The 24,289-nt window shown below is 68.1% G+C and carries 25 protein-coding genes; 13 read left to right on the top strand and 12 right to left on the bottom strand.

What is annotated here, in order from left to right; all coding sequences use genetic code 11:
- The first annotated feature begins 190 nt into the window (after positions 1-190).
- Complete coding sequence (locus MJ797_RS08895; RefSeq protein WP_239333588.1) at positions 191-634, top strand: hypothetical protein; 444 nt, start codon at positions 191-193, stop codon at positions 632-634.
- 218 nt (positions 635-852) lie between these two features.
- Positions 853-2,193, top strand: a complete 1,341-nt coding sequence (locus MJ797_RS08890) for an ABC transporter substrate-binding protein (protein WP_239333608.1) — start codon at positions 853-855, stop codon at positions 2,191-2,193.
- Positions 2,194-2,291: 98 nt separating this feature from the next.
- On the opposite strand, the gene MJ797_RS08885 is transcribed toward MJ797_RS08890, so the two are convergent.
- From MJ797_RS08885 to MJ797_RS08840, 10 genes are all read right to left on the bottom strand, one after another.
- Positions 2,292-2,984 carry an ABC transporter ATP-binding protein gene (locus MJ797_RS08885; RefSeq protein ID WP_239333587.1) on the bottom strand — a complete coding sequence of 231 codons (693 nt, stop codon included), beginning with the start codon at positions 2,982-2,984 and terminating at the stop codon, positions 2,292-2,294.
- A complete protein-coding gene (locus MJ797_RS08880) occupies positions 2,981-3,745 on the bottom strand; it encodes an ABC transporter ATP-binding protein (protein WP_239333586.1) in 765 nt (254 codons plus the stop codon). Before MJ797_RS08880 ends, MJ797_RS08885 begins: the two co-directional genes overlap by 4 nt.
- Positions 3,742-5,886 (bottom strand): ABC transporter permease, encoded by a 2,145-nt coding sequence (locus tag MJ797_RS08875; protein ID WP_239333585.1) that lies wholly within the window; start codon positions 5,884-5,886, stop codon positions 3,742-3,744. The genes MJ797_RS08880 and MJ797_RS08875 overlap by 4 nt, the downstream gene beginning before the upstream one ends.
- 43 nt (positions 5,887-5,929) lie before the next feature.
- The gene (locus MJ797_RS08870) at positions 5,930-6,484 is read right to left on the bottom strand and encodes a hypothetical protein (protein ID WP_239333584.1); all 555 of its coding nucleotides are present in this window, start codon (positions 6,482-6,484) and stop codon (positions 5,930-5,932) included.
- Between the two features lie 388 nt (positions 6,485-6,872).
- A complete protein-coding gene (locus MJ797_RS08865) occupies positions 6,873-7,832 on the bottom strand; it encodes an NAD-dependent epimerase/dehydratase family protein (RefSeq protein WP_239333582.1) in 960 nt (319 codons plus the stop codon).
- A gap of 13 nt (positions 7,833-7,845) precedes the next feature.
- Positions 7,846-9,318: a helix-turn-helix domain-containing protein gene (locus MJ797_RS08860; protein WP_239333580.1), complete on the bottom strand. Its 1,473-nt coding sequence runs from the start codon at positions 9,316-9,318 to the stop codon at positions 7,846-7,848.
- A 178-nt stretch (positions 9,319-9,496) separates the two neighbouring features.
- A complete protein-coding gene (locus MJ797_RS08855) occupies positions 9,497-9,691 on the bottom strand; it encodes a hypothetical protein (protein WP_239308667.1) in 195 nt (64 codons plus the stop codon).
- A gap of 93 nt (positions 9,692-9,784) precedes the next feature.
- A complete protein-coding gene (locus tag MJ797_RS08850; RefSeq protein ID WP_239308687.1) occupies positions 9,785-10,483 on the bottom strand; it encodes an NUDIX domain-containing protein in 699 nt (232 codons plus the stop codon).
- Positions 10,484-10,565: 82 nt separating this feature from the next.
- On the bottom strand, positions 10,566-11,969 hold the full coding sequence (locus MJ797_RS08845) for a nicotinate phosphoribosyltransferase (RefSeq protein ID WP_239333578.1): 1,404 nt from the start codon (positions 11,967-11,969) through the stop codon (positions 10,566-10,568).
- 112 nt (positions 11,970-12,081) lie between these two features.
- Positions 12,082-14,535: a bifunctional diguanylate cyclase/phosphodiesterase gene (locus tag MJ797_RS08840; protein ID WP_239333576.1), complete on the bottom strand. Its 2,454-nt coding sequence runs from the start codon at positions 14,533-14,535 to the stop codon at positions 12,082-12,084.
- A gap of 991 nt (positions 14,536-15,526) precedes the next feature.
- On the opposite strand from MJ797_RS08840, the gene clpS reads away from it, so the two are divergent.
- From clpS to rdgB, 9 genes are all read left to right on the top strand, one after another.
- Positions 15,527-15,817, top strand: a complete 291-nt coding sequence (clpS, locus tag MJ797_RS08835) for an ATP-dependent Clp protease adapter ClpS (RefSeq protein WP_239308670.1) — start codon at positions 15,527-15,529, stop codon at positions 15,815-15,817.
- A gap of 257 nt (positions 15,818-16,074) precedes the next feature.
- Positions 16,075-16,611 (top strand): DUF2017 domain-containing protein, encoded by a 537-nt coding sequence (locus MJ797_RS08830; RefSeq protein ID WP_239333574.1) that lies wholly within the window; start codon positions 16,075-16,077, stop codon positions 16,609-16,611.
- Positions 16,612-16,687: 76 nt separating this feature from the next.
- On the top strand, positions 16,688-17,092 hold the full coding sequence (locus tag MJ797_RS08825; protein WP_239333572.1) for a Mov34/MPN/PAD-1 family protein: 405 nt from the start codon (positions 16,688-16,690) through the stop codon (positions 17,090-17,092).
- Between the two features lie 260 nt (positions 17,093-17,352).
- On the top strand, positions 17,353-17,676 hold the full coding sequence (locus tag MJ797_RS08820) for a MoaD/ThiS family protein (protein WP_239333570.1): 324 nt from the start codon (positions 17,353-17,355) through the stop codon (positions 17,674-17,676).
- A gap of 13 nt (positions 17,677-17,689) precedes the next feature.
- A complete protein-coding gene (locus MJ797_RS08815) occupies positions 17,690-18,637 on the top strand; it encodes a PLP-dependent cysteine synthase family protein (protein WP_239308674.1) in 948 nt (315 codons plus the stop codon).
- Between the two features lie 180 nt (positions 18,638-18,817).
- Positions 18,818-19,438, top strand: a complete 621-nt coding sequence (locus MJ797_RS08810; protein WP_239333568.1) for a hypothetical protein — start codon at positions 18,818-18,820, stop codon at positions 19,436-19,438.
- A complete protein-coding gene (locus MJ797_RS08805) occupies positions 19,435-20,181 on the top strand; it encodes an MBL fold metallo-hydrolase (RefSeq protein WP_239333566.1) in 747 nt (248 codons plus the stop codon). Before MJ797_RS08810 ends, MJ797_RS08805 begins: the two co-directional genes overlap by 4 nt.
- A gap of 363 nt (positions 20,182-20,544) precedes the next feature.
- Positions 20,545-21,303 (top strand): ribonuclease PH, encoded by a 759-nt coding sequence (gene rph / locus MJ797_RS08800; RefSeq protein WP_255738601.1) that lies wholly within the window; start codon positions 20,545-20,547, stop codon positions 21,301-21,303.
- A 6-nt stretch (positions 21,304-21,309) separates the two neighbouring features.
- Positions 21,310-21,963, top strand: a complete 654-nt coding sequence (gene rdgB, locus MJ797_RS08795; protein WP_239333564.1) for an RdgB/HAM1 family non-canonical purine NTP pyrophosphatase — start codon at positions 21,310-21,312, stop codon at positions 21,961-21,963.
- 507 nt (positions 21,964-22,470) lie between these two features.
- Here the strand turns inward: rdgB and MJ797_RS08790 are convergent.
- Positions 22,471-22,815, bottom strand: a complete 345-nt coding sequence (locus MJ797_RS08790) for a DUF6247 family protein (protein WP_239333562.1) — start codon at positions 22,813-22,815, stop codon at positions 22,471-22,473.
- Between the two features lie 95 nt (positions 22,816-22,910).
- Here MJ797_RS08790 and MJ797_RS08785 point away from each other — a divergent pair, with 95 nt between their 5' ends.
- Together MJ797_RS08785 and MJ797_RS08780 are read left to right on the top strand one after the other, a co-directional pair.
- On the top strand, positions 22,911-23,336 hold the full coding sequence (locus MJ797_RS08785; RefSeq protein WP_239333560.1) for a TIGR03668 family PPOX class F420-dependent oxidoreductase: 426 nt from the start codon (positions 22,911-22,913) through the stop codon (positions 23,334-23,336).
- 284 nt (positions 23,337-23,620) lie between these two features.
- Entirely contained in the window at positions 23,621-23,983 is a 363-nt protein-coding gene (locus tag MJ797_RS08780) for a hypothetical protein (protein ID WP_239333558.1), read from the top strand.
- Positions 23,984-24,045: 62 nt separating this feature from the next.
- Here MJ797_RS08780 and MJ797_RS08775 read toward each other — a convergent pair whose 3' ends face one another.
- Entirely contained in the window at positions 24,046-24,246 is a 201-nt protein-coding gene (locus tag MJ797_RS08775; protein ID WP_255738609.1) for a hypothetical protein, read from the bottom strand.
- Positions 24,247-24,289 lie beyond the last annotated feature (43 nt).

Raw genomic sequence — 24,289 nt, 5'->3', positions numbered from 1 at the left:
TCCCGCTCCACGGGACGGGTCTGATGAAACGGTGGCGGCGCGGCCCGAGCCGAAGTCACCCGCGAAGCGGTCCCGGGCGCCTCGGGGGAAGTCCGCCAGCGCATCGGCGGCTGACTCTTCTCGGCAGCCACCAGCGCGGTCCCCGGCCCAGCCAGCGGTACCGGGTGCCGATCAAGCCGACGTGCCCGACGTGCCCGACGTGCCCGACGTGTCAGCCCTGCCAGCCGCTGTCGCCGCTGACTTGGTCAAGGCGTCACCTGAGCCGGCCGCTGAAGCGTCGCCCGAGCCGGTCACCGAAGCGTCGCTTGTGCCCAGCGAGGTGACACCCGCGGTTGCCGAGGTGCCGCCCGTGGCCGCGGGCTCCACCGTCGAGCGTGATCAGTTGTCCTCCACGGTGACGCTGCTGTCCACCACCGTGTCCACGCCGGGCACCGACGGTGCCGGCCCCGCTGCGGCCGCTGCCGACTTCAGCCGCGATGATCCCGCAAACGGCGATTCCGGGAACGGCCCTGTCGGGGGCGGCCAGAATGATGTGTTCACGGAGGACGGTCAGGTTCTCGTGTCGGCGCATCCCATCGCGTCGGTGTCACGCAGACGGTGGTGGCGACGCTTTCGGACGCGTCACGGTGGCTGATCATAAAAGCATGACCACCATAGTCGGCTCGGCGGGAGTTGAACCGCCATGCTGATTGCCATCGTGATAATGGCCAGTGCCTGACCGGGCACTACCGGACGTTCCTGGCGCCGTTCCTGTCCGCGTGCGATTTTTGATCTTGGAAGGGTGACGTGCGGAATCCCAGGAAGCGCAATAACGTCTGAGGCAACCAGCGATCACGAGGGAGAGTAATGCCCATACGAGCGAAGTCGCTCGTCGTCACAGCCGCACTGTCCGTCCTTGTGCTTGCGGCCTGCGGAAGCAGGGTGAGTAACCAGGGCACGCCGCCCAGCGGCCCGTCCCAGGGGGGCGGCGCGAACACCGCGTCGGACACCGGTGTGACCGCGAACGACATCAAGGTCGGTGCCATTGTCGGTCTGACGAGCCCGCTGGGGCCGACGACGTTCTCCGGTTCCCTGTACGGGGCCAAGGCGTACTTCGACGCGCTCAACGCGGCCGGTGGGGTGAACGGCCGCAAGGTGACGTTCGTCCAGTGCGATGACCATGGCAGCGGGCCGGACAACGCGGCGTGCGTCCGCAAGCTCGTCGACGATGAGAAGGTCTTCGCGTTGGCCGGGGTGGCGGCGTTCAACTATGACGGGGCGCCGTACCTCAACTCGAAAGGCGTACCGGACATCGCTGGCCAGCCGATCGGTAATGCCTACGACCAGTATCCGCACCTTTACTCTCTTTATGGCAGTTATTACCCGCGCGACGGCGGTCGGCCCGGCTATGGCGGCACGCTCTACGCGGGCACGGAGAACTACCGGTGGCTCAAGGAGAACCTGAACACCAGGACCGCGGGCGTCGTGTACTACAACGTCGCGCCTTCCCAGCGCTATGCGAAGTCGGTGGCTGACGGCCTGCGCCAGGAAGGGTACACGGTCGTCGAAAAAGAGATCAACCTCGGGCTTCCGAACTTCGACGCCGCCGTGCTGGACATGAAGTCACGCGGGGTTGATGTGATCTTTGACGCGATGGAGGACACCGGTAACCTGTCCCTGTGCAAGTCCATGCAGGCGCAGGGGCTCACGGTCAAGGCGAAGGTGACCACGAGCCAGGGGTGGACCGACACCTTCGGCAAGACCTTTGCGGACGCGCCGGGCTGCCGGGGCGCCACCTACGCGATCAGCTCGACCCGTAACTACAACGACACGAGCTATCCGGCCGTGGCGAAGTTCCGCGAGGCGATGGCGAAGTACGCGCCCGCGCGCGAGGGCCAGCTGAACATGTGGACGTTTGAGGGCTATGTGTCCGCCGCCTGGCTCACCGATGCGATGAAGTCCTGCGGCGTCAATCTCACCCGCGGATGTGTCGAAAGCTTCATGAACCGACCGCAGGACTACAACGGTGACGGTCTGCTTGCCCCGCGCAATTTCACCAAGAGCCCGAGTCCGCCGGCTACTGATCACAATTGCATTGAGGTCGCCAAGTGGGAGGACTCGGCGAACGGAGGAAAGGGCGCCTGGGTGACTCAAGGCAAAGATTTGGATACTAATTGTTTCGACGTCCCGAACCTGCCCTACCCCGCTGAGTAGTTCGCGCGGCCGGGGAGGCCCGAGCCCTCGGGCTCGATCGATGGGCGGCCATCGGGACCCGGTCTGACCCGTTACCGGACCGCTGCGGACCGGGCGGGTCAGACCGGCTCCGCGGACACGCTCGGTTTCAGCTCGGCGGGATCGCCGACGAACGAACACTCGCCGCGGTGCAGCACATAGACGACGTCGGCGAGGTTCAGAGCTTCTTCGGTGTACTGGTCGGCGAGGACGACCGTCGTCCCGCCGACGGCCACCGTCGACAGCCACGCGAACAGTTCGCTCGCCACCTTCGGCGACAGGCCGAGCGACAGCTCGTCGACGAGCAGCACCTTGGGCTGGGCCAGCAGGACACGGGCCAGCGCCAGCATGCGCCGTTCCCCGCCGGACAGCGTCCCGGCCCGCTGGCCCAGCCGGTTGGGCTCACCGAGGCGAGGGAAGGCCGCCAGCGCGGGTGAGATGTCCCGGCGGCCCGTTGCCTCCACGATGACCTGGAGATTCTCCTCGACGGTGAGGCTGGCGAACACCGCCCGTTCATCCGGCACAAGCATGAGGCCCGCTCGGGCGCGGTCCAGCGCGGACATCTTGGTGATTTTCCTGCCGCGCCAGGTCAGTGATCCTGACCGAAGTGGTAACAGGCCGGCGAGCACCCGCAGCGTGCTGCTCTTGCCGGCGCCGTTGACCCCGAGCAACGCGGTGACCTTGCCGGCCGGAACGGTCAGGTCGAGACCGTGCAGAACCTCGATGGTGCGGTAGCCGGCCCGTGCTCCCGTGAGTATCAGTTCGGCACTCATGCCAGCGGCCCCTGGGCAAGGTAGACGGACCGGACGGTCGGGTCGTCACGGACGGCGGCTGGCGCGCCCTCGGCTACTATGCTGCCGCCGACCATCGCGTACACCTGGTCGGTGACGGAGAAGACCAGCTCGGCATCGTGGTCGACCAGCAGGACGCCGACCCCTTCGGCGGCGACCCGGCGCAACAGCGCGGACAGCCGCTCGGTTTCCTGCCCGTCGAGGCCGCTCGCCGGTTCGTCCAGCAGCAGGACATCGGGACGGGCGCACAACGCACGCGCCAGCTCGACCAGGCGCAGCGCGCCCGTGGACAGCGTTCCCGCGGTCACGTCGGCGATGCCCGTGAGACCGAGCGAGTCCAGTGTACGGGTTGCCATGCGCTGGGCCCTGGCGGCGCCGCGCGGTGTCAGCCCGAACAGCCCGCCCGCATAGTCGCGGCGCCTGTTCTCAGCGCCGACCAGGAGGTTGTCCATGACGGTCATGCTGGAGAACAGCGACGGGACCTGGAAGGTCTGCACCAGGCCGCGGCGGGCGCGGGCATCCGGGGGCATCCGGGTGATGTTTCGGCCACCGAGTGAGACCGTGCCTTTGTCGGGTTTTTCCACGCCGCTGAGCAGGCTGAACAGTGTTGACTTACCGGCGCCGTTCGGCCCGATCAGCCCGGTGACTTTGCCTGGCGCAACGGTGATGTCGACCTTGTTGACCGCGATGAGCCCGCCGTAGCCGCGGACGAGCCCGTGGCCGCTGAGTTCGGCCCGGCTCACCGCGTCATCCTCGCGCCGGTCACAGGTGCCAGGCGCGTGCCCTCCCGCACCCAGGCGACGAGGGCCTGCCCGAACGGGGACAACGCGGATGCGTTCTGAGGTGCCGGGTACCGGTGTCCCGCGGGCGTCACGGCGGCGGTGGCCACACTGGTGGACGGCGCGACTGACAGCGCGCCTGACGGCGGGACTGACAGGACTGGTTGACGCCCGGCTGGGGTGAGCGGGGCCCCGGCGGCATAGGGAAGATCTTCGGCGAGGCGGCCGCTCAGGAACGTGATGACACCCCGGACGGCGGAGGCGAGCCCACCCGGCAGCCAGCCCAGGGTGAGCGCGAGGATGCCGACGGCGAGGGTGGATGAACCGGCCGGGGCCAGCGTGTCGATGGTGACGATGAAGCCGGCCGCGACGACGGCACCGGCGGCACTGTCCGCGCCGAAGACGACGACCGCGGTGAACCACAGCAGGCTGTTGAGCGGGGAGAACGTCTCAGGATCGAAAGAGGATGAGCCGAGCATCAGCAGAGCGCCGCCGAGCCCGGCCACGACAGAGGAGACGGTGAAGGACAGCAGCTTGAGGTTGCGGACGTCGACGCCGACCGCGGCCGCGCCCTCGGTGTGGTCGCGCACTGCCAGCAGCGCCCTGCCCAGCCGTCCCTCATGCAGGTTGCGGACCACGAGCAGGCCGAGCCCGAGACAGAGCAGCTCCACGACGTAGAACCAGCGGTCGGATAACGCACGGTGGGCAACGGTCAATGGTGTGACATGCAGCCTGGCGACGAACGTCTGCTGCTGGAACACGAAGCGGGACACGACCGCTCCGACCGCGAACGTCGTGAGCGCCAGGGTGAGGCCCCGCCGCCGGATCGCGGGGTACCCGGTGAGCAGACCGACCGGGGCGACCAGCAGCGCGCCCAGCAGCAGGGCGGCCGGGCCGGGCAGGGCCGGCAGCCCGAACAGCGCGCCGGCGGCCAGCTTGGCGGACAGCAGCGCCCCGAGCCCGGCGTAGCCGGCGACACCCAGGGAGACCTGGCCGCTGTAGCCGGTGACGATCACCAAGGACAGGAAGATCAGCGCAAGGGCCGGCACGGTGAAGGCGTTACGCAGGTCCGGGGGAGCGAAGGTGAGGGGAGCCAGGAGCAGCGCCGCGCCGCCCAGCTTCCCGAGCACGTCGCGGCGCTGATCAGCAGGGCCGGGTGGGCCGGACGGCGACGCGCCGCGGCTGGAGAAGCGGCCGGTGGAGCCGGCGTCCCCGCCGAGCTCACGCAAGCGGGGGACCACCAGCAGCAGAATGAGCAGCGCGGCCACGAACAGGTTGGACTGCACGGCGAGAAACAGCGCGGCGAATCTGCCGGTCACCTGGAACTGGCTCAGCTCGCTTTGCAGGATGCCGATGGCCAACGCGGTTATGACCGCACCCGGCATGCTGGCCAGGCGGGCGGCGACGACCACCGCGAACGTTTCCAGGACCAGCAGCGTGAGCCCGTACGGAGTGAGCTGTAGCCGCGGAGCCAGCAGGATGCCGGTGAACCCGGCGAGGGTGGTGCCGACGGCCCATCCGGCAGCCGCGACCCGGTCGGCCGGAATCGCCGAAAGCTCGGCGAGCTGGCGGTCGTCCACTACGGCCCTGACCTGTCTGCCGAACCGGGTACGGGTCGTGATGACCCCGAGGGCAACACACACGGTGACGACCAGGGCCAGCTCGGCGAGCGCGTCCACGCCGATCCGGTTGTTACCCGGCAGCCGGATCGCGCGGGCCGGGAACAGGCTTGGCGCGTCTGGGCGGGAACCCAGCCCCCAGATGCCGGCGGTCATCCCGACGGTGAGGACCAGCACGCCCAAACTCGCCACCAGGGATTCGGCCGCGGAGGCACGCCGACGGGCGAGCGGGCGAAAGACGAAGCGCTCGAGCAACAGGCCGATCACCGGAGAGATCACCACGAGCGAGAGCAGCGCCGACGCCCAGATGGGCAGCTCCCATTCCACGACCATTTCGCGAAAGACGTAGGCGACCAGCGCCGCGATACCACCTTGAGCGATGTTGAGGACACCGTTGGTCCGATAGGTGACAAGCAGGCCGATACCGGAAAGAGCGGCGATCGCCCCGATGGAAATTCCGGCAAATGCCAGGTTGATGCTTGTCACCGTCAATCCTCCCGTCGCGGCCGCGGGGGCTGGCCCGGCCGTCTCACGTGATGATCTTTGGTTCGCAGATGGTGCACGCCGTCAGGCCACGTGTCGCGATCTGGTCGGAATCCACGGGCTGCGCGGGTTTCCCGACAATCATTTCGCAGGTGCGACGGTGGTAGGTCCGCCCCGCGGGCACCGCGAAGAGGCCTTCGTCGTCGTAGCCGGCCGGGGCTGTGCCGCTGGCGGGGGGCGTCGGAGCGCTGATGGCGCTGGTGGGCGGGACAAACCCGGCGCTGGCCGCGGTGACGATAAGCCGGTGCAGCTCGTCCACCTGATGGTCTGTCCGGCGATCGTTCTTCGAGACGGCGTCGATCTGGTCGGCTACCAGCAGCGCGCACCCGAGCAGGACGAGCGCGAGCCCGCCGAGCCCACCGGAGGCGAAGTAGGGGAGCTGACGCCCGGGGTCGGTCTCCGCGGAGACACCCAGGTAGCAACCGAACAGAAGTACACCGCCCGCGACTGCCACAACCCAGCCGCGCACCGCGCGTACCACGTCGACGACCACCCGAGACGTCGGCCGAGGGCGCTGCCCGCCCGCAGGTTGTCTGTCCACCCTGTGTCTCCCCCAGAATGCGCCGCGGCTGCGACAACAGCCGATTGTCCGACACGCGTCGGTTCCGGCGCAGCTGACCGGTCCCGATCAGCGTTAAGTCAGATTAGTGCCAGGCATCGATGCGTGCTGCGTTGACTTCGCCGAGGGTTTTTTGTGATGGATGGTTGTCCATACGGTGACATCGGCTATCCGCTGGATAGATGATCTAAATCTTACGACGATTCCGTCGGCCGGCGGGGCGGATGGCGGCGCCCGGCCGGCCGGGAGTCCGTATTGCGGCATGATTCATGACGCATCCATACGCATCCATCCATATCGCCGATGTCGTCCACATCATAGCTGTTTCCGCCGCGTCGCCAGAGCCGGTGGGCGTAGCCGCCCTGGCCGATCACTGAACGGATGCGCGCGGGGCTGTGTGCTCCCATGCGTCGGCGACGATCCGGTCGATTGTCGAGCGGGTTGGGTGCCATGTCAGTTTCGCCCGGATGCGGCGGCTGTCGGCAACCAGCACGGGCGGTTCGGCCGCGGGGGGCCGGCGCTCCCGCCGTACGGTACGGCCGGTGACGCGTTCGACCGCCGCGAGTACCTCCGCGACGCTGACGCCAGCGCCTGTGCCGACGTTGAAGATCTCGCTGTGGCCGGGCGGCACGGCGTCCAGGGCCGCAAGATAGGCATCGGCCATGTCGGCGACGTGCACGTACTCGCGGATCACCGCGCCGTCCCCGTTGACGCCGAAGACATCGGACGTGCCCGCCGCCACCGCCAGCGCCGCTGGGATGATCCGGCTCCGGTCATTGTCCGCGTGCCCGCCCGCGGCGCCCGCTATGTTGAAGGAGCGCAGCACCACCGCGCCGATCCGGCCGGTCGCGGCCTGGTGGGTGACGATCTGCTCGGCGGAGATTTTGGAGGCGCCGTATGCGTTCGTCGGCGCCGGCGGCTGGGTCTCGGGGATGGGCTGGGTCTCGGGTGTGCCGTAGACCGCGCAGCTTGAGCCCAGGACGACGATCGGCGCGATGCCGCTGATCGTGGTGCCACGCTCGAGCAGGCTCAGCAGGTTCACGGTGCCTGTCACGTTCACCGCGAAGTACCGCAGCGGGTCGCTCTGTGACTCGCGCACCCGGGTCAGGGCGGCGAGGTGACAGACCGCGTCGAACCCACGGTCGATGCGTGCCGCCGCGAGTGTGTGGATCTCCAGCAGGTCGGCTTTGACGATCTCTATGCCCGGAGTCAGCCGGGCCTGGGGCGGCTCGTTGCGAACGAGGGCGGTGACCTCATGGCCAGCCGCGGCGAGGGTGTCCGCGACGACTCCGCCCACAAAACCGGCCGCACCGGTCACGAGAACACGCATGGCTCTGGCGCGCTCAGAGGGTGGCCCGCATACGCAGCCCCGGAAGCAGCGTTCCGCGGTGGCGCCATGCGAGATCCAGACAGGCCGCGGCCGAGGGAGCGAGTGGTTCCTGCTCGATCAGCCGGCGGACGGTCGCCGCCGTGAACGGGATGCCGTCGCAGGCTCGCTGATTCGGTCCGGTCGTGACCACGGACCCTTCGGCGTTCATCGATACCATCCCGCTGAACAACGTGTCGAACACATCAGCGTCTATGACCACGACAGTCAGGATCTCGCCGAAGAGCGTCAGCGCGTCGAGGCCCACGCCGAAACACCACACGCGGACACGTCCGGACCGGCGGGCCTGCTCCAGTGAGCGGAAGGGCTCGCTGCCATCGTAGTCGATCAATGAGGAGCTGCTGCCGTCGTGCTCGGCGTTACCGAGAAGCTCTTCGCTCAGCTCACGCATGATGTTGCGCCATAGGTCGAAGTCCGTCCGGTGGTGGGAAGCGGAGATTCCTGACGGCTGGAACACCCCGGCCGGCAGGATATGGTAAACACCGCCGGCAGTGGCGACCGAACCGGCACTGCGCCGGTGCAGTACGAAGCTGGCTTGGGTTTTGTCGTAACGGATGGTCAGCGTGTTGATGGAGGGTAACGCGACCCGCCGTTCCAGATCGAACGGGTCCCCGATCCGGCGCCGGAAGGGCAGCGCCGGCCAGGACAGGCCGCCGTCGATCATTGCCGCGGCGGCCTCATGCGCCACCGACTCACACACATCAAGGGCATCAAAGTAGGTGGTGTGCCCGAAGGACAGCTTCGGGCGGCCGTTACTCCCGGTGCGGACGGCCTCCAGGAGCCGGAAGCTCAGGCGGTTCTCGAAAAGAGTGGGCCGGTCGAGGTCGCGCATGGCTCGGGTGTAGGTCCCGAACGCGGACCCGTCACCGGTGAGCGGGCGGACGTGTTCGGTATCGGTACCCGTGCCCGAGATGGTTGGCGGGTTTGTCGTATCCGACCATTCCAGCCCGACGTCGGCGATGTCGATGGGCGCGTCCCACATCCAGCCGGGCCCGGTCAGCAGGCCGTTACCGAGCCGGTAGGCCTCGGGATAGAGCTGGGCGGCGGCGCGGGCCAGGCGGATCCGGTGGTGGTTGAGGTGGTCGCGTGTCAGTCGCCAGGTGCGCTGGCTCGCCGCGACCCGCTCGGCGAGTGGGTCCGCGGTTGTGGTGTTGTCCCTGCGGAGGTCGGCGAGGGAGCCCGCGGCCAGCCCCACGTCCTCGGGTGACAGGGAGAGCCTGCGGGCGATGTGGCGGAGTGTGGAGATGTCGTGGATCGCGCGCCGGCCGCTTTCGACCTTCGAGACATAGGACTGGTCGAAGCCGAGCCGTTCGGCAAGCTGCTGCTGGGTGAGTCCGTAGGTCTGCCGGTATGAACGGAGGAGCAGCCCCACGCCGACGGGACGCGATGCCTGGTGCGGGGGCATCCACAGCCATGGTTGACCAGTCACCCGCGATCCTTTCGTCCTGTTTTGGGCTTGCTGGAAGTTAAGTATAACTAGTTAGATGACTGTCGGCGCATAGCTACAAAACGGTTGCTTTCGGTACAGGAAAGGCATGCCTGTGCGTAAGAATGATGGCACGTTCCGCTTACGAACGTTCGAGTTATGTCGCGACCGGGGAACCCGTTCAGCGGTTCACGGCGCCGTCAGCGAGATCGAAAAGAATGACCACTATGATCAATAAGAAGATCCAGCGCAGGAGGCCCAGCCGGCTCCAGAGCTCGCCGGCGAGGCTCCGTCCAGCCCGGCCGGCGAAGAACAGCAGCGCGCACAGTGCTCCGCCGACGAGCACGAGAAATATTCCGGCATTGCTGGGATCCACACTGACAACGATCTCATGTGGGTTGTCACCGGACGAGGAGCCCGGTGCGGTGAGCCCGGCGTTGTGAAGCCGGTGCTGTTGCCGGTCTCCTGGTCACACGGTCCGGCGCAGCAGCGGGGGATGCAGGGCGGTGGCCGAGCCCCGCCGGTACAGCTCGGCGGGGCGTCCCCCGCCACGTGGCGCGGCTCGGGCGCCCACCGGTACCACGAAGCCTGTTGTCGACAGGACCTTGCGGCGGAAGTTGGGGGGATCCAGCGGGGCTCCCCAGGCCGCCTCATAGACGCGACGCAGGTCAGCCAGGGTGAACGGCTCCTCGCAGAAGGCCGCCGCGAGCGGGGTGTACTCCAGTTTGCTGCGGGCCCGCTCCATGCCGTCAGCGACGATCGCCGGATGGTCGAAGGCGAGGGTCGGGCCGTCCGCTGAGCCCAGATCCTCCACCGGCCACCAGCGGGCTCGCGGCCCGTCGCGATCGGCTCCCGGCGGAGGGGGCAGGTTCGGCAGCAACGCGAGGTAGGCCACACTGACAACCCGGGCCCGGGGATCGCGGTCCGGGCGTCCGTAGGTCCGTAGCTGCTCAAGATGGCCCGAAGCGGCGACCCCGGTTTCCTCGGTGAGCTGGCGGCGGGCTGAGGCGTCAAGGTCCTCGTCCACCCGGACGAGGCCACCGGGCAACGCCCAGTCGTCCTGGAACGGCGGAGACGCGCGCTGCGTGACCAGCACACAGAGCTGACCGGCCCGCAGGGTGAGCAGGACGACGTCCACACTCACCGCGATCGCTGGCCCGGGGAACACCTCCGCCGCCCCGTGCGCAGGTGGCTGTGCTCCCGCCGGCCGCCCGGTTGCCGCCTGCCCGGTCAGGTCGGACGCGCGGGTGTCACCGTCGCCCAACGGGCGTCCCGACGGTGATGACCGGCAGGCACGGTCCGCCGAAGGCGATGGAGCGGGCGTCCGCCGGCAGGCTCGCCACGGTCGCCTCGTGGTGCGCGCGAGCCGCCAGCAGCCCGTTCGCGTTGGTCCGTGCCGTGTCCAGGACCGTCCCGCCGCGCACCAGCGGTAGGAGCAGTCCCCGGTCCAGGCCGGTTTCGCGCGGGCCGGTCCCGTGCGTGCCGAGCCTGGTCGATCCGTCGCCGTTGGGGCCGGCGGCCCCGGTGGGGTCGACTGTGATCACATCCGCCACCGCGACCCCGTTCCGATCGTGGCGGCGGCTCACCTGCTTGCGCCATCCCTTGGTGCTCTTACCAGCCGACATCTTGGCGACGCCGGTCCCGTCCACCTCGACGATTTTGTAGACGAACCCGGCGGTGGGCGCTCCCGAACCGGTGACGAGCTTCGTACCGATGCCGTAACCGTCGACCGGCGCGTGCGCAAGCCTGGAGATGACGTGTTCGTCCAGATCGCCGGTCGCGATGATGCGGGTGCTCTGCGCGCCGAGCGAGTCCAGCTGCGCTCGGGCGGCCCAGGCCGCGGGGCCGAGATCGCCACTGTCGAGGCGGATCGCGCCGAGCCCCGGGCCGGCTGTCTCCACCGCGGTCGCGATCGCTGACGGCACGTCGTAGGTGTCGACAAGCAGCGTCGTGTCCATGCCGAGCGAGGCGATCTGGGCGGCGAACGCCACCTGTTCGGACGGGTGGACGAGGGTGAACGCGTGCGCGGCCGTCCCGCTGCTCGGGATATCCCACCGCCGGGCCGCTTCCAGGTTCGAGGTGGCGGTGAACCCGACCAGGTAGGCGGCCCTGGCCGCGGCAACGGCGGCCTGCTCATGGGCACGGCGTGAACCCATGTCGATGCAGGGCCGTCCCGCCGCCGCGGCGACCATCCGCGCACCCGCGCCGGCGATCGCGCTGTCGTGGTTGAGCACGGACAGCACCAGCGTCTCCAGCAGGACGCATTCAGCGAAGGTTCCTTCTACGACCAGCACCGGGGTGTTCGGCATGAACGGCTCGCCCTCGGCGAGGCCGTGGATGTCCCCGCCGAACCGGTACGCGGCCAGATAGTCGGTGGTGGCCGCGTCCACGATCCCGGCGCGGCGCAGGAAGGTGAGCTCATCGGGGCCGAAGCAGAACGTCTCAAGGGCCTCCAGGAGACGTCCGGTGCCGGCGACCACACCGAACCGGCGGCCGGCCGGCAGCGCTCGGGTGAACACCTCGAAGACCACCCGGCGCGATGCCGCTCCGGACCATAACGCGGCCTGCAGCATCGTCAACTCGTAGTGGTCGGTCAGCAGAGCCGTCGATGTCTGCGCGGTGGGGCGCATGGACGGCGATGTGGACGTGGCCATTCCGACCAGAGTAGGGACCTTGGCCGATAGGCGCTCGTGGTCCGGGGGCGGGCCAGCCCGCTCGCTGTTCCCAGGGCCGTGAGAGATGCGGTGAGAGAGGCCTGGGGGAGGGCTACGATCGCGCGTCCTTCGGTTGGTAGGAGCGGGCGCGGCGCTGCTGGTGTGATCGCTGGTAGGCGGTGGGGAACGGCAGCACATCGGCCGAGCGGGGGGTGGTCAGCCGGCCGGCGTCCCGCAGCAGCGCCGTGATTTCCTCGGCTGGGCAGGGCGGCCTGATGAACCACCCCTGAGCAAGATCACAGCCGAGAACGGTCAGGGCGTTCATCGTGTCGAGATCTTCGACACCCTCGGCGACAACCTGCAGCCCGAGGTCGTGGGCCAGATTGATGGTCGCTCGCACGATCGCGGCGTTGTCAGGGTTGTCGGTGAGGTTGCCGGTGAACGACTGGTCGATTTTCACCTCGTGCGGATCGAACTGCCTCAGCACGTTGAGGGCGCTGTACCCGGTGCCGAAGTCGTCCACGGCGAGGCGTACACCGAGATCACGGAGCGCGGCAAAGGAGTGGGCGGTTGTCGCCAAATCCATGACGACCGCTCTCTCGGTGACTTCCAGCGTGAGCGCTGAGGCCGGCACGCTGTTGGCGAGCAGAAGCTGCGCGATCTCGGTGGCGAGATCCGCTTCCAGCAGGTTACGCGCGAACAGGTTTACCGAGAGACGGATGGTGGCGCTGTCCGCGTGCCACCGTCCACATGCGGACAGCGCCTCCCCCAGCACAGCGCGGGTGAAGTCGCCGATGAGCCCGGACTGCTCCACCGCGCCGATGAAGGTTCCGGGAGTGAGCAGGCCGCGGGTCCGGTGCCGCCAGCGCGCGAGGGCCTCGACCGCGACGATACGGCCGCTGCCGAGGTCGATCTGTGGCTGGTAGTGCAGGGATATGTCGCCTTCGGCGAGCGCGCCGTGCAGGTCCGCCACCAGCTCCATGTGCGCCAGCGTGGAGGAGTCCTCATCGGCCCGGTACCGGCGGTAGCCGCTGTGCGCTCGCTTCGCCTGGTACATCGCGACATCCGCGCGGCGCAGGAGCTCGTCGACGGTCCGGCCGTCCTCGGGAAAGCAGGCGACGCCGACGGACGCCTCCACCGAGAGCAGCATTCCCTCGAAGCTGACCGGCCGGGCCAGCGCCTTGGCGATGGTGGCCGCGACGGTGTCGGCGGCTTCGGCGTCGCGGATGCCGGCCAGCAGCACGGCGAACTCGTCGCCGCCCACCCGCGTCACCAGATCGCCCGCGCGGACGGCGCGCTGGAGCCGGTCGGCGATGCCGCGCAGCAGACGGTCACCGGCATCGTGCCCGAGGGTGTCGTTGACCTCTCTGAACCGATCGAGGTCGACCAGCAGCAGAGCGAACCGGGGGCCGGCCGCGGTGGTGCCCGCGATTGCTTCGGCGGTGCGCCGTTGCAGCATCCGCCGGTTGCCGAGCCCGGTGAGCGCGTCATGGCAGGCCTGCTCGTGGGCTTCGGCGTACGTACTGGCGTTGGCGACAGCCAGCGCGACGAGGTTCGCGAACGCGGCGAGGACGGCCTGTTCGTGCTCCTGCCAGATCGTCGGCTCGCGGAAGCGCAGCCTCAGCACGCCGACCTGCCCGGTGGGCCCGGACAGCGCGATCACCACGTCGTCCACCCGCCGGTGCCGGTCGGCCCGTTGCGGTGGTGGCGCCACCGCGGCCGAGTCGACCGTCAGCTCGACACCGTCCGGTTGGAAGATCTCGTAGGCGATCCGGCTGGCCGCGGTCTCGATGGTTCCTCCGTCGAGTACGGCGAGTTCCTTGGCCGCGGCGTTGAGCTGGCGCCAGCGGTCCCGCTGCCGAGACGAGTTCACGTGCATCCGATAGACCATGACCAGGCTGGCCAGTACCGGTGGGAGGACGACCAGGGTGACCGGGCTCGTGTACGCGAGCGCGACGCTCCCACAGCCGACCGCGATCCCACCGGCGGCGATCACCGTGCTGATGCCCGTGGTCTCGCGAAGCGTCCGGCGCAGGGGCATGCCCTGAGCCGTGGAGATCACCAGCGAGACCGACAGACTGGTCCACAGGCAGAAGGCCAGGCCGGCCGCGGTGGCGAGCACGACGGTCGTCGCGCCGAGATGCCCGGCATGCCCGCCCTGGAGCCACAGGACGCCCGCGGCCACCGCCACGCCGATCGTGGCGCTGGCTCCGTTGAACAGCACCTTCACCGGCGGCCTGCCGAGGACGGCGTGCACGGCCGGGACGATGGCCGCGGTGATCACAATCAGGTCCTGGGCGGGCAGCAGGGCCAGCCCGATCACGACAGCGGCCTCACTGAGATCATGGTCGCCGGTGTGATGCCCGTAGCGGACGTGCAGCAGCGGTACCGGGCCGATCGTGAGGCAGCCGACCCCGAGGGCCATTCGCCACCACGCGACGGGTTCAGGCACGGTCAGCAGATGCGCCAGCGAGACTGCGGTGACACCGGCCGCGGCGCCGGTGACTAGGATGAGGACCAGATGATACTGGGACGGCAGAAACCGTGAGCGTGCGCCGACGGCCATGTGGGCTCCCGTCCTGCCTGTCGGGCTGTGACCGGGCCGCCGGGGTCCTGCGCCACCGCGCGGTGCCGTTTCCGGTATTTTCCGGGTTTCACACTGTGGACATCCTTCACTACTCCCCGATTGTGTACCACCCCTCGGGCCCAGGTGGGCTGACGCCGCTGCCGTTGGCATCGATATGCCCGGATGCGCCCGGGCCCGGGGTGGACGTGGCCTGCGGTGGCTCTCAGCCCCAGCTGACTCCTGCGTTCATGGCAGCTTCTCCTTTCTGGTGCGGTGTGATAAACGGAATTGCCGAAATATGTGCGGATTTATCCAGAAGAAAAGTCGTGCGAGGCTCGCGGCATTTCATGCCGAGGCCTGGCCGCCGAGTGGAGACGGGTTGCGCCTCGTCGTTTTCGGCGAGTGCGGAAGCTCATGGGGCGGGGGTCAGGCCAGGTTCTTTGGAGCGCCCGGCAACAGGGCGCGGAGCAAGGAGCGGGATTGCGGTGCGTGCATCATGCGGCGGTGGGGGAACCACCCTGGTGGGTGGCGACTGACAAGCTGGGGTACCCGTGTATCGCGCGGCGATGGATGGGAAGCGATGGCGCGAGGCGCGTGCCCCAGCCCCGCGATGTCGCGTCCCCTGTTGCTGGTCGCTGTTAATCAGGTTTTCTTTTCTGTGGCTGCCGTGGCGAGCTGTGACCAAGGATGCAGGCAAATCGGGACCCAATACAACTAAACATACTATTTTGGTTAACTATTGCCACGGTATGAGTGCATTTGCTGCCCGAGCGGTACGCCCCCAGCAAGGCTTCCCCGCCGTGATCGCAGGATGGGCGATCGCAGGATGGGCGACAGCTCGTGGTGTTTTTCTCGGCGCGTGGCGCGATCGATCGTGAGTGCGGGTTTGCCGGCCATGAGAGCTCTCGTGGGGCATCCACCGTGACCCGCGGAACGACGGGTGGCACAGGTCGGGCGGAAGACGGATCGTCGGCGCGTCACAATAGGGGTCGTGCCACTCGCTACCGTCGCACCCGAGGACATCTCAGAGGTTGACGAGACCGCCGAGGACGATCGGCCCTGGGTCACGATCGTCTGGAATGATCCGGTCAACCTGATGTCGTATGTGACTTACGTCTTCCAGAAGCTGTTCGGTTTCAGTCGGGACAAGGCCAAGGCCCTCATGCTCGACGTGCACCACAAGGGACGGGCCACCGTGTCGTCCGGTACCCGGGAGGAGATGGAACGCGACGCCACCCGCCTGCATGCTTATGGCCTGTGGGCCACGATCGCGCAGGACTAGGGCGTGTCTGGGAGTTGTTCGCCGGCCGCGCCGGGCGCCGGGCTGGCCCGAGCCGGGCTGGTTTGGCGTGGGGATGGGTAGGCTCGGGACTGCCGGTCCGGATGGAGCACGGTGAGCCCGGAGCCAGACCGCCCGTTTCCCGGACGGCGCGTCTTCCGGCTGCCGCGTCCTTCCACTGGCGCCGCAGCTGCCGGGCGGACCCTGCGCGCGCCCGTGGCGGGGTTCGGTCGAGCAATGGCGATCTTGGGCGGGAGAACGTGTCCAACGGCTTCAGTCGTACCAAAGACGGCATCCAGGTAGTCCTCGGTCCGCTCGAGGCGACCCTGTTGATCGATTTGATCGGTCAGATCGACGCGCTGTTGGAACCACCGCCGGTGGACGACCCGCTGGAGGCGATCGTCGGGTTGCGCGCTGTCGCGCCACCGCCGCCGGACGATCCGGCGGTGGCGCGGCTCCTGCCTGACGCTTACCCCGACGACCCCGACGCCGGGGCCGACTACCGCAGGCGGACATCGGACGATCTCCGTGCGGGTAAGCGCGCCGCCGCGCGCCGGGTGCTGGCCAGCGTCCCCGCGACCGGCGGGCGGACCCTGCTCGATGATGATCAGATCCAGGACTGGCTGGTCACCCTCAATGATCTGCGACTGGTGTTCGGCACCCGGCTCAACCTGATCGACGATGCCTCCGCCGACGCCCTCTACACGGTCGAGAGTGACGATCCACGCAGACCCGTGGTCGAGCTGTACCTGTTCCTCGGTGACATGCAGAACCAGCTTGTGCATGCGCTGTTGTGAGGCGGGGCGGGTCCTGCGCGCCATGTCGCTCTGACGGGCATCCCGCCGTGGATGCCACTCGTCGTACGGTGGGCCCGTGCTGCGTATCGAACGAGCAGTCTATGAGGCCATCGTCGCCCACGCCCGGCGAGACCACCCCGACGAGGCCTGTGGGATTGTGGCGGGGCCGGCCGGTTCGGACCGGCCGGAGCGTTTCGTGGCGATGCGGAACGCGGAGCGGTCGCCCACGTTCTACCAGTTCGACTCCATCGAGCAGCTTAAGGTCTGGCGTGTGATGGACGACCGGGACGAAGAGCCGGTGGTGATCTATCATTCACATACCGCAACCGAGGCGTACCCGTCCCGGACGGACATCTCGCTGGCCTCGGAACCGAATGCCCATTATGTCCTCGCGTCCACCCGTGATCCCGAGCACACCGAGGTCCGGTCGTATCGCATCGTCGACGGAACCGTCACAGAGGAACCCGTGGAAATCGTCTGAGGTATGCGACGCGCTGGGTGGCTGGCGTGCCCCCCAGCGTGGCGGCGAGCCAGCCGTGCCCGCGCGCGGCGGCCCCGGGCGAACTGGTCGGGATCCTCATACCCCTCCCGTCGGTTCCCCGCGTGGCTGTCACACCGATGCGGACGTCTGTTGTTGTGGTATAGGACGCGTCGCCCCAGCGGAGATGATGAAGAACTCGGCCGTGTCCGGCGGCGCCGAGCCACACTGAGCAACATCGTGTAACACCGAGAGGAGCACCAATGGCAGTCCAGGTCCGCGTTCCGACGATCCTGCGCAGCTACACGGGTGGGTCCAAGGTCGTCGAGGGCGCCGGTGGCACCCTCGACGCGCTGTTCACCGACATCGACAGCCGTTTCCCGGGTCTGCGAGGCCGGCTCGTCTCCGCGGACGGCGGTGGTGAGCTGCATCGCTTCGTGAACATCTACGTCAACGACGAGGACGTCCGTTTCCTCGGTGGTCTCGACGCAAAGATCACCGATGGTGACAGCATAACCATCCTGCCCGCCGTCGCCGGGGGCGCCACCGATGATCGAGCCGCCGTTGGCCGACTAGCAGGCAGGTAGGTCAGCGGAACCGATGCGTTTCGACTCTCTGGTGGACTCGGTCGGCCGCACCCCGCTGGTGGGTCTGCCGAGGCTGTCACCGTCACCGGACGTCCGCCTGTGGGCCAAGCTGGAACAGGACAACCCGACCGGTTCCATCAAGGACCGCGCGGCCCTATGGATGATCATGGATGGGGAGAAGCGCGGCATCCTCGCGTCCGGCGCGACCGTCCTCGAGCCGACCTCGGGCAACACCGGCATCTCGCTGGCCATGGTCTGTCGCCAGCGTGGCTACCGACTGATCTGTGTGATGCCCGAGAACACCTCTGTCGAGCGGCGCCAGCTGCTCGCCATGTGGGGTGCCGAGATCGTCTACTCACCCGCGGCCGGCGGCTCGAACGAGGCCGTCGCCGTAGCCAAGCGGCTGGCGGCTGAACATCCCGAGTGGGTGATGCTTTACCAGTACGGCAACCCGGCGAACGCGCAGGCGCATTATGAGACGACCGGGCCGGAGCTTCTCGAAGATCTCCCGACCATCACCCACTTTGTCGCGGGTCTCGGCACCACCGGGACGCTGATGGGCACCGGACGTTTCCTCGGCGAACGGGTACCTGGTATCCGGATCATCGCCGCGGAACCCCGGTACGGCGAGATTGTCTACGGTCTCCGTAACATTGATGAAGGATTCATTCCCGAGCTTTACGACGAGAGTGTACTTACTACCCGTATATCCGTGGGCCCAAAAGAGTCACTGCGTCGGACCAGGGAGCTGGTCGAGATGGAAGGGATCTTCGCTGGGATCTCGACGGGATGCATCCTGCATGCGGCCCTGATCGAGGCAGAGAAGTGCGTGCGGGCCGGGCAGCGTGCCGATATCGCCATCATCGTCTGTGACGGTGGCTGGAAGTACCTGTCCACCGGCGCCTACGCGGGCACCCTGGAGGAGGCTGAGGCGGCGTTGGAGGGCCAGCTCTGGGCATGATCGGAAGATGCGCGGGCGCACCGGCCCATCGATCCGATGTGGTAATGGTCACGATTTTCTGTCCCGTGGCCCGGGAGCCGTTGGGATGCCTACGCGGATCGGGGTGTCCAAAATTCGACAGGGGTATCGTGACCACTGCCACAGGGTGAAAACAGGATTTCGGGCTTAGTCTGATCGCTCATGAGCGGCGCGCCCATCGGGGTATTCGACAGCGCGGGCGACGGCTACGTCGGTGTGCGGGCGATGCTCGATCAGCTTCCGCCCGGCTCCACCGGTCGTCCCGCCGCTGGCATGCGGCTCGGTCCCAGCGGATCACGGCCGTCGGCCGAGCCAGGCCGGTCGGCCGACGGTCCCGCGGCCAGGCGGTGCGGCGGCGGGGGACCCGGTGACATCCGGCCGATTGAGGTGACCCCTCGTATGGCCGTTGCGGGCGCCGGTGGTGCCCGTGCGCATGCCTCCCCAACCAGGGCTGCCGCCCGGCGTACGGGCGTAACCCGCCCCGCTTTCATGGACGTGATCGAACGTGGTGAGACGGACAGCCGACAGTTGCCGGAACTGACCAGGGCTTATCTGGCGCCATTTCAGGAAGTCGATGTGGACACAATAATCCCGGGTTGCACCCGTTATCCTTTGTTGACCGGCGTCATCGGCTTTTTTATGGGAGAGGGCGTCACATTGGCGAGCAGCAGGCAAGAAATCGTGCAGGGTCCCCGCCGGGAGCCGGCCCGGTTCGGTACGGCGGCGTGGCCCCGGCCCGTCGTGGCGGGAGCCCGGTCGGCGGGATCGGGGGTGACCCGATGAAGCTCACCGTGCTGGGATGTTCGGGCACCTATCCGGGGCCCCGGTCGGCGTGTTCGTCCTATCTGATCGAGTCCGGCGGCTTCCGGCTCGTGGTGGACGCCGGGAACGGGTCCATGGGCGAACTGCAGCGGCACTGTGACCTGCGGGACGTCGACGCGGTGCTCATTTCCCATCTGCATGGCGACCACTGCCTCGATCTGGTGGTGAATGCCTACGCCCGTCGTTATCATCCCGAGGGGATGCCCCCGAAGCTTCCGGTCTACGGGCCGATCAATACCCAGGAACGCCTGTGCGCGGCGTTCGAGCGTTGGCCCGATGATTCTCTGGCTGATATCTACGATTTTCAGACGATCAGTCCGGGACGGTTGAACGTGGGTCCTTTCCGGATCGATCTGGAAAGGGTGTCGCATCCGGTTGAGGCCTTCGGCATGCGCTTGACAGCCGACGGGCGCTCGCTGACCTACTCGGGTGACACCAGCGCCTGCGATCAGCTTCTCCAGCTTGCCCGGGAGGCTGACCTGTTCCTGTGCGAAGCCGCTTACCTGGATGTCCAGGACAACCCGCCGGGCATTCACCTGTCGGGCCGCGAGGCGGGGGAGCACGCCACCAAGGCGGACGTCGGGCGCCTCGTGCTCACCCATCTCGTGCCCTGGGGCGACACGCAGCGTAGCCAGGAGGAGGCGGCGGGCACGTTCGACGGCCCGCTGAGCCTCGCTGAGACCGGCGCCGTCTACGAGATCTAGCCGGCAGGGAGCCGCGTCCAGGTGGTTGCTGGCAGGGCCGCGGGCCACACCGATACCGGATGAGGTGTATCGGTGTGGCCGAGAACGCGGCCAGGGGCCGCCTGGACGCGGCGGGCCGGCGTCGCCATCCGTGGGATGCCGCCCGCCATGGCTGTGATGTCCGCTTGGTGGTCGGCGCTGGAAGTCCTTCGGGGGTTGTCGGATGCCAGGTGGATGCGTCGCGAGGCGGAGGAGGCCCCGGTAGCGGTGTTCGGTGTTCTACCGGGGCCGACGACAACGAGGTGAGGCGCCGCCTGGCGCCGGCAGGCCCTGGAAGAACTTCCGGCGCCGACCACTTAGAGCCTGCCGGTAGGGTCAGTCGTCGTGAAGCGTTCCGACGGCAGGACATTCGACGAACTTCGCCCAGTAATGATCACTCGTGGCTGGCAGGACCATGCTGAGGGTTCGGTATTGATCGAATTCGGGCGGACGCGGGTGTTGTGTGCCGCGTCCGTGACCGAGGGCGTACCACGCTGGCGTAAGGGCAGCGGCTTGGGCTGGGTGACCGCGGAGTACGCGATGTTGCCGCGGGCGACGAACACCCGCAATGACCGTGAGTCGGTGCGGGGCCGCATCGGTGGCCGGACTCATGAGATCTCCCGGCTGATCGGCCGCAGCCTGCGCGTCTGCATCGATCTCAAGCTCCTCGGCGAGAACACGATTGCGATCGACTGTGACGTCCTGGTGGCCGACGGCGGTACCCGTACCGCCTCCATCACCGGCGCCTATGTGGCTTTGTCCGACGCGTGCGCCTGGCTGGGCCGCCCGGATGCGATGATCCGCAGTGTGGCCGCGGTGAGCGTCGGCGTCGTCGGCGGTGAGTCCGTGCTGGACCTCGCCTATGACGAGGACGCCGGTGCCGATACCGACATGAACGTGGTCTGCACGGGCGACGCCGGCTTTGTGGAGGTCCAGGGTACGGCGGAGGGCATGCCGTTCGACCGGGCCATGCTCGACCAGCTGCTTGATCTGGCCGTCCGGGGGTGCGCACAGCTGACCGACATCCAGCGGGCGGCACTCGCCCAGGTGCGTCCGGTGCCGTCGGGAGGGCCGCGTCCCGCGTCCCGCGCGTCCGCCCGGTGATCGCCGATGATTGCGGATGGAGACCTTGCGCGCGGTGCGGTCGGGCCTGCCTGTGTCGTATTGGCGAGCCGCAATAACGCCAAGATCGTTGAGCTGGGCCGTGTTCTCGCGGCCACGGGGCTGGCCATCGAGCTGCTGGCGTTGCCCGATGGCCCGGAGGTTCCCGAGACCGGGGCCACCTTTGCCGAAAATGCCCTGATCAAGGCGCGGGACGCGGTACGGGTCACCGGTCTGCCCGCCGTGGCGGACGATTCAGGGCTTGCGGTCGATGCCCTCAACGGGATGCCCGGGGTGCTGTCCGCGCGCTGGGCCGGGTCGCGGCCGCGGTCGTCCCCGGCAGAGCGGGACGCCGCCAACAACGTGCTCCTGCTGGCCCAGCTGGCCGATGTGCCCGCGGCGCGGCGCGGCGCGGTGTTCGTGTGCGCGGCGGCCCTGGTGACTCCGGGCGGCAGCGAACAGGTCGTGCACGGCGAGATGCGCGGACGGCTGCTGACCGCGGCGCGCGGGACCGGCGGTTTCGGTTACGACCCGTTGTTCGTGCCGGACGGCGAGGAGCGGACCAGCGCGGAACTCAGCCCGGCCGAGAAGGACGCCATCAGTCATCGGGGACGGGCGTTCGCAGAGCTCGCGGGCGTCCTGCGGGGGCAGCTGGGCGTCTGAGCGGCTTCCGCCGGCCGCTCTCCGCCCATCTTCGGGGAGCGGCCGGACATGTCCGGAGAGTTATATCTGGCGATCTGTTAGCGGAGATTTGGACACGTTCCGTGATTGACTTCCCGTCACTGCGCAGGCGGCGGTGAAATCCGGCAAAAGACATGGCAGTAGACCACGCCAAAACGGGTACATGGAGGCCAATTGCCGTGTAAGCTAGAACCACCTGTAATCGATCAGTGACTATTTGCTATCGGCAGGGTAGGTTAAGGACGCGGCTGAGGTGTCCGGGTCGTTCCCATCCGTCCCCGACTCGTGACACCCCAGTCGCGTCCTCGATCACCCTCGGTGTGCACTGGTCTGAGTCATGGGTGCGCGATCTTTGGCGCGCCGGGCGCTGGCGGCGCTCAGGCGCGGAAGCTGACGACGATCTCCGGCGGGGCTGTGAGTCCTGAGCTCGGGTCCTGAACTGGTGATGGTCATGGTGGTGTGCCAGCAGCCGGCCTGATCGCGGTTGGATCAACTGCCTACCGCCGTATCGGCGTCCTCCGGACGCGGGTGCGGGTGGCTGGTGAGATGGCCGAACACCGTGTGGGCATCGTCCGCCGCGCGGCAGCGGCCCATGCTGATCTCTTCCTGGATCTCCGGGTTGGCGCACAGCACTGCCGCCGGCCACCACCGTTCGACCACATCCTGGACGGCATCCAGGTCGGACTGGTCGTCGGCGTGCGCCAGCGCGTTCCGGAACTCCGCCTCGAACTCCGCCCTGCGGTCCGGGTCGAGGGCGGCATGCACGCCTGGCCCTGTCTTGTTCACCCGGATCCGCACCCCATGCGGCGAGGTTGTCACGTCCGCGTCAGCCATGCGCTTATTGTCTCGTCCGGCTGTCCGCGCCCCAGGTGGGGCCTGACCGCTCGCGGCAGGTATCGCGGCAGGTACGGGGGCGGTAGGTATGAGGGATGAACCTGGACGCCGATGAGGTACGCGGCCGGTTTGCCGCCGCTGGGGTTGCCCGGCTGGCCACGGCGGACGCGAGCGGGCAGCCCCACCTGGTGCCCATCACCTTCGCACTGCACGACGATGTGATCGTGACCGTGGTGGACCACAAGCCCAAACGGTCGATGGCTCTGCGTCGCTTGGCCGACATCGCGGTCAATCCGAGGGTCAGCCTGATCGTCGATTACTACGCGGACGACTGGAACCTGCTGTGGTGGGCTCGAGCCGACGGCGTCGCCCGCATTCTCGATGACGGATCCGCCTGGCATGACGCGATTGACCAGCTGGTGGCAAAATACGATCAGTACCGCGAGCGCCGGCCGGTGGGCCGGGTCATTCTCGTTGAGGTCCGCCGCTGGATCGGCTGGGCCTGTCTCGGGCCCGCGTAGGCCTCTGGGGAACCCGCGCCGCTCCCGTGACGCCCACCCGCCGGCGCGTACAGCCTGGTCTGCCCGCTGTCCCAGGCGGTACGCCCGGCTGTACCGGCCTCGCCCACTGATCCGTACGTGGTGGTCACCTGCGGGTAACGCGGTTATCACATGATCAGACGACTCTTGCATAGTGAATCTTGTCTTTTGGCGAGATGAGACGGGACGCCAAGCCGCGTCGTGCTCGGGCCATTGGGGCGTGTCGGGGCCGACCGGGTGTGCCGGCAGCGCGCGCCTGGCATGCGATGCGGGGGTACCGAACGAACGACTGGGAGGAGGCGGTGGGGCCGGTGGCGGCAACCAGCGCGAACGCGGACGACGGTGACGACGGTGACGACGGGACCGGCGACGGCGGGGCTGAGCGCGGGCAGCTGCCCGTCCTGTACGGGGTCATTCGTTTTGAGTCGGGGGAGACGCGGCAGATTCGTGACGCGACGGTCACCTTTGGTTCGGCCGAGTCAGCGGAACTGTTCGCGGTTGAGAACGGTTGGCATGATTACCAGGTCACGCCACTTTTCTTCTTCGTGGACATCGCCGCGACGGCTGGGATCCGGATGTCGCCGGATGCCGCGTTGGTGTGGGCGGGCGGCCGGTCCGCCATACGGTGAGATGTAGAGCGTTCGGTAGCTGATGGGCCGGGCCGGCGGTGGGCCAGCGGTGAGCCGGCCCATCAGCGTCGCAGCCCGGCGTACCGCACCGACCCGCAGCCCCGGCCTGTGGGCACGCCACCAGCCTGGTTGCGCGGAAAACCGATCACGGTAAAACCACGGCCGAACAGTTCCACCCGCAATTTCTCGGTACCGGCGTACCGCGGGGCGCGCCGGCAGCGGCTCATGACGTTGACGACAACGCGGCGAGGTGCGTGCCCCAGCCCCGCGACGCCGCGCCCCTATTGCCGGTCGCTCTAAGTGGTC

The sequence above is a fragment of the Protofrankia sp. CiP3 genome, from assembly GCF_917627345.1.
Lineage (GTDB): Bacteria > Actinomycetota > Actinomycetes > Frankiales > Frankiaceae > Protofrankia.
This window is presented reverse-complemented; position numbering and strand designations above follow the sequence as displayed.

What these genes read in the sequence shown, in the direction of transcription:
- MJ797_RS08845 (WP_239333578.1), bottom strand. Translation starts at nt 11,969, where the DNA reads ATGGCCACGTCCACATCGCCGTCCATGCGCCCCACCGCGCAGACATCG.
- MJ797_RS08885 (WP_239333587.1), bottom strand. Translation starts at nt 2,984, where the DNA reads ATGAGTGCCGAACTGATACTCACGGGAGCACGGGCCGGCTACCGCACC.
- MJ797_RS08820 (WP_239333570.1), top strand. Translation starts at nt 17,353, where the DNA reads ATGGCAGTCCAGGTCCGCGTTCCGACGATCCTGCGCAGCTACACGGGT.
- MJ797_RS08810 (WP_239333568.1), top strand. Translation starts at nt 18,818, where the DNA reads ATGAGCGGCGCGCCCATCGGGGTATTCGACAGCGCGGGCGACGGCTAC.
- MJ797_RS08840 (WP_239333576.1), bottom strand. Translation starts at nt 14,535, where the DNA reads ATGGCCGTCGGCGCACGCTCACGGTTTCTGCCGTCCCAGTATCATCTG.
- MJ797_RS08865 (WP_239333582.1), bottom strand. Translation starts at nt 7,832, where the DNA reads ATGCGTGTTCTCGTGACCGGTGCGGCCGGTTTTGTGGGCGGAGTCGTC.
- MJ797_RS08785 (WP_239333560.1), top strand. Translation starts at nt 22,911, where the DNA reads ATGAACCTGGACGCCGATGAGGTACGCGGCCGGTTTGCCGCCGCTGGG.
- MJ797_RS08780 (WP_239333558.1), top strand. Translation starts at nt 23,621, where the DNA reads ATGCGGGGGTACCGAACGAACGACTGGGAGGAGGCGGTGGGGCCGGTG.
- MJ797_RS08815 (WP_239308674.1), top strand. Translation starts at nt 17,690, where the DNA reads ATGCGTTTCGACTCTCTGGTGGACTCGGTCGGCCGCACCCCGCTGGTG.
- MJ797_RS08805 (WP_239333566.1), top strand. Translation starts at nt 19,435, where the DNA reads ATGAAGCTCACCGTGCTGGGATGTTCGGGCACCTATCCGGGGCCCCGG.
- rdgB (WP_239333564.1), top strand. Translation starts at nt 21,310, where the DNA reads ATGATTGCGGATGGAGACCTTGCGCGCGGTGCGGTCGGGCCTGCCTGT.
- MJ797_RS08790 (WP_239333562.1), bottom strand. Translation starts at nt 22,815, where the DNA reads ATGGCTGACGCGGACGTGACAACCTCGCCGCATGGGGTGCGGATCCGG.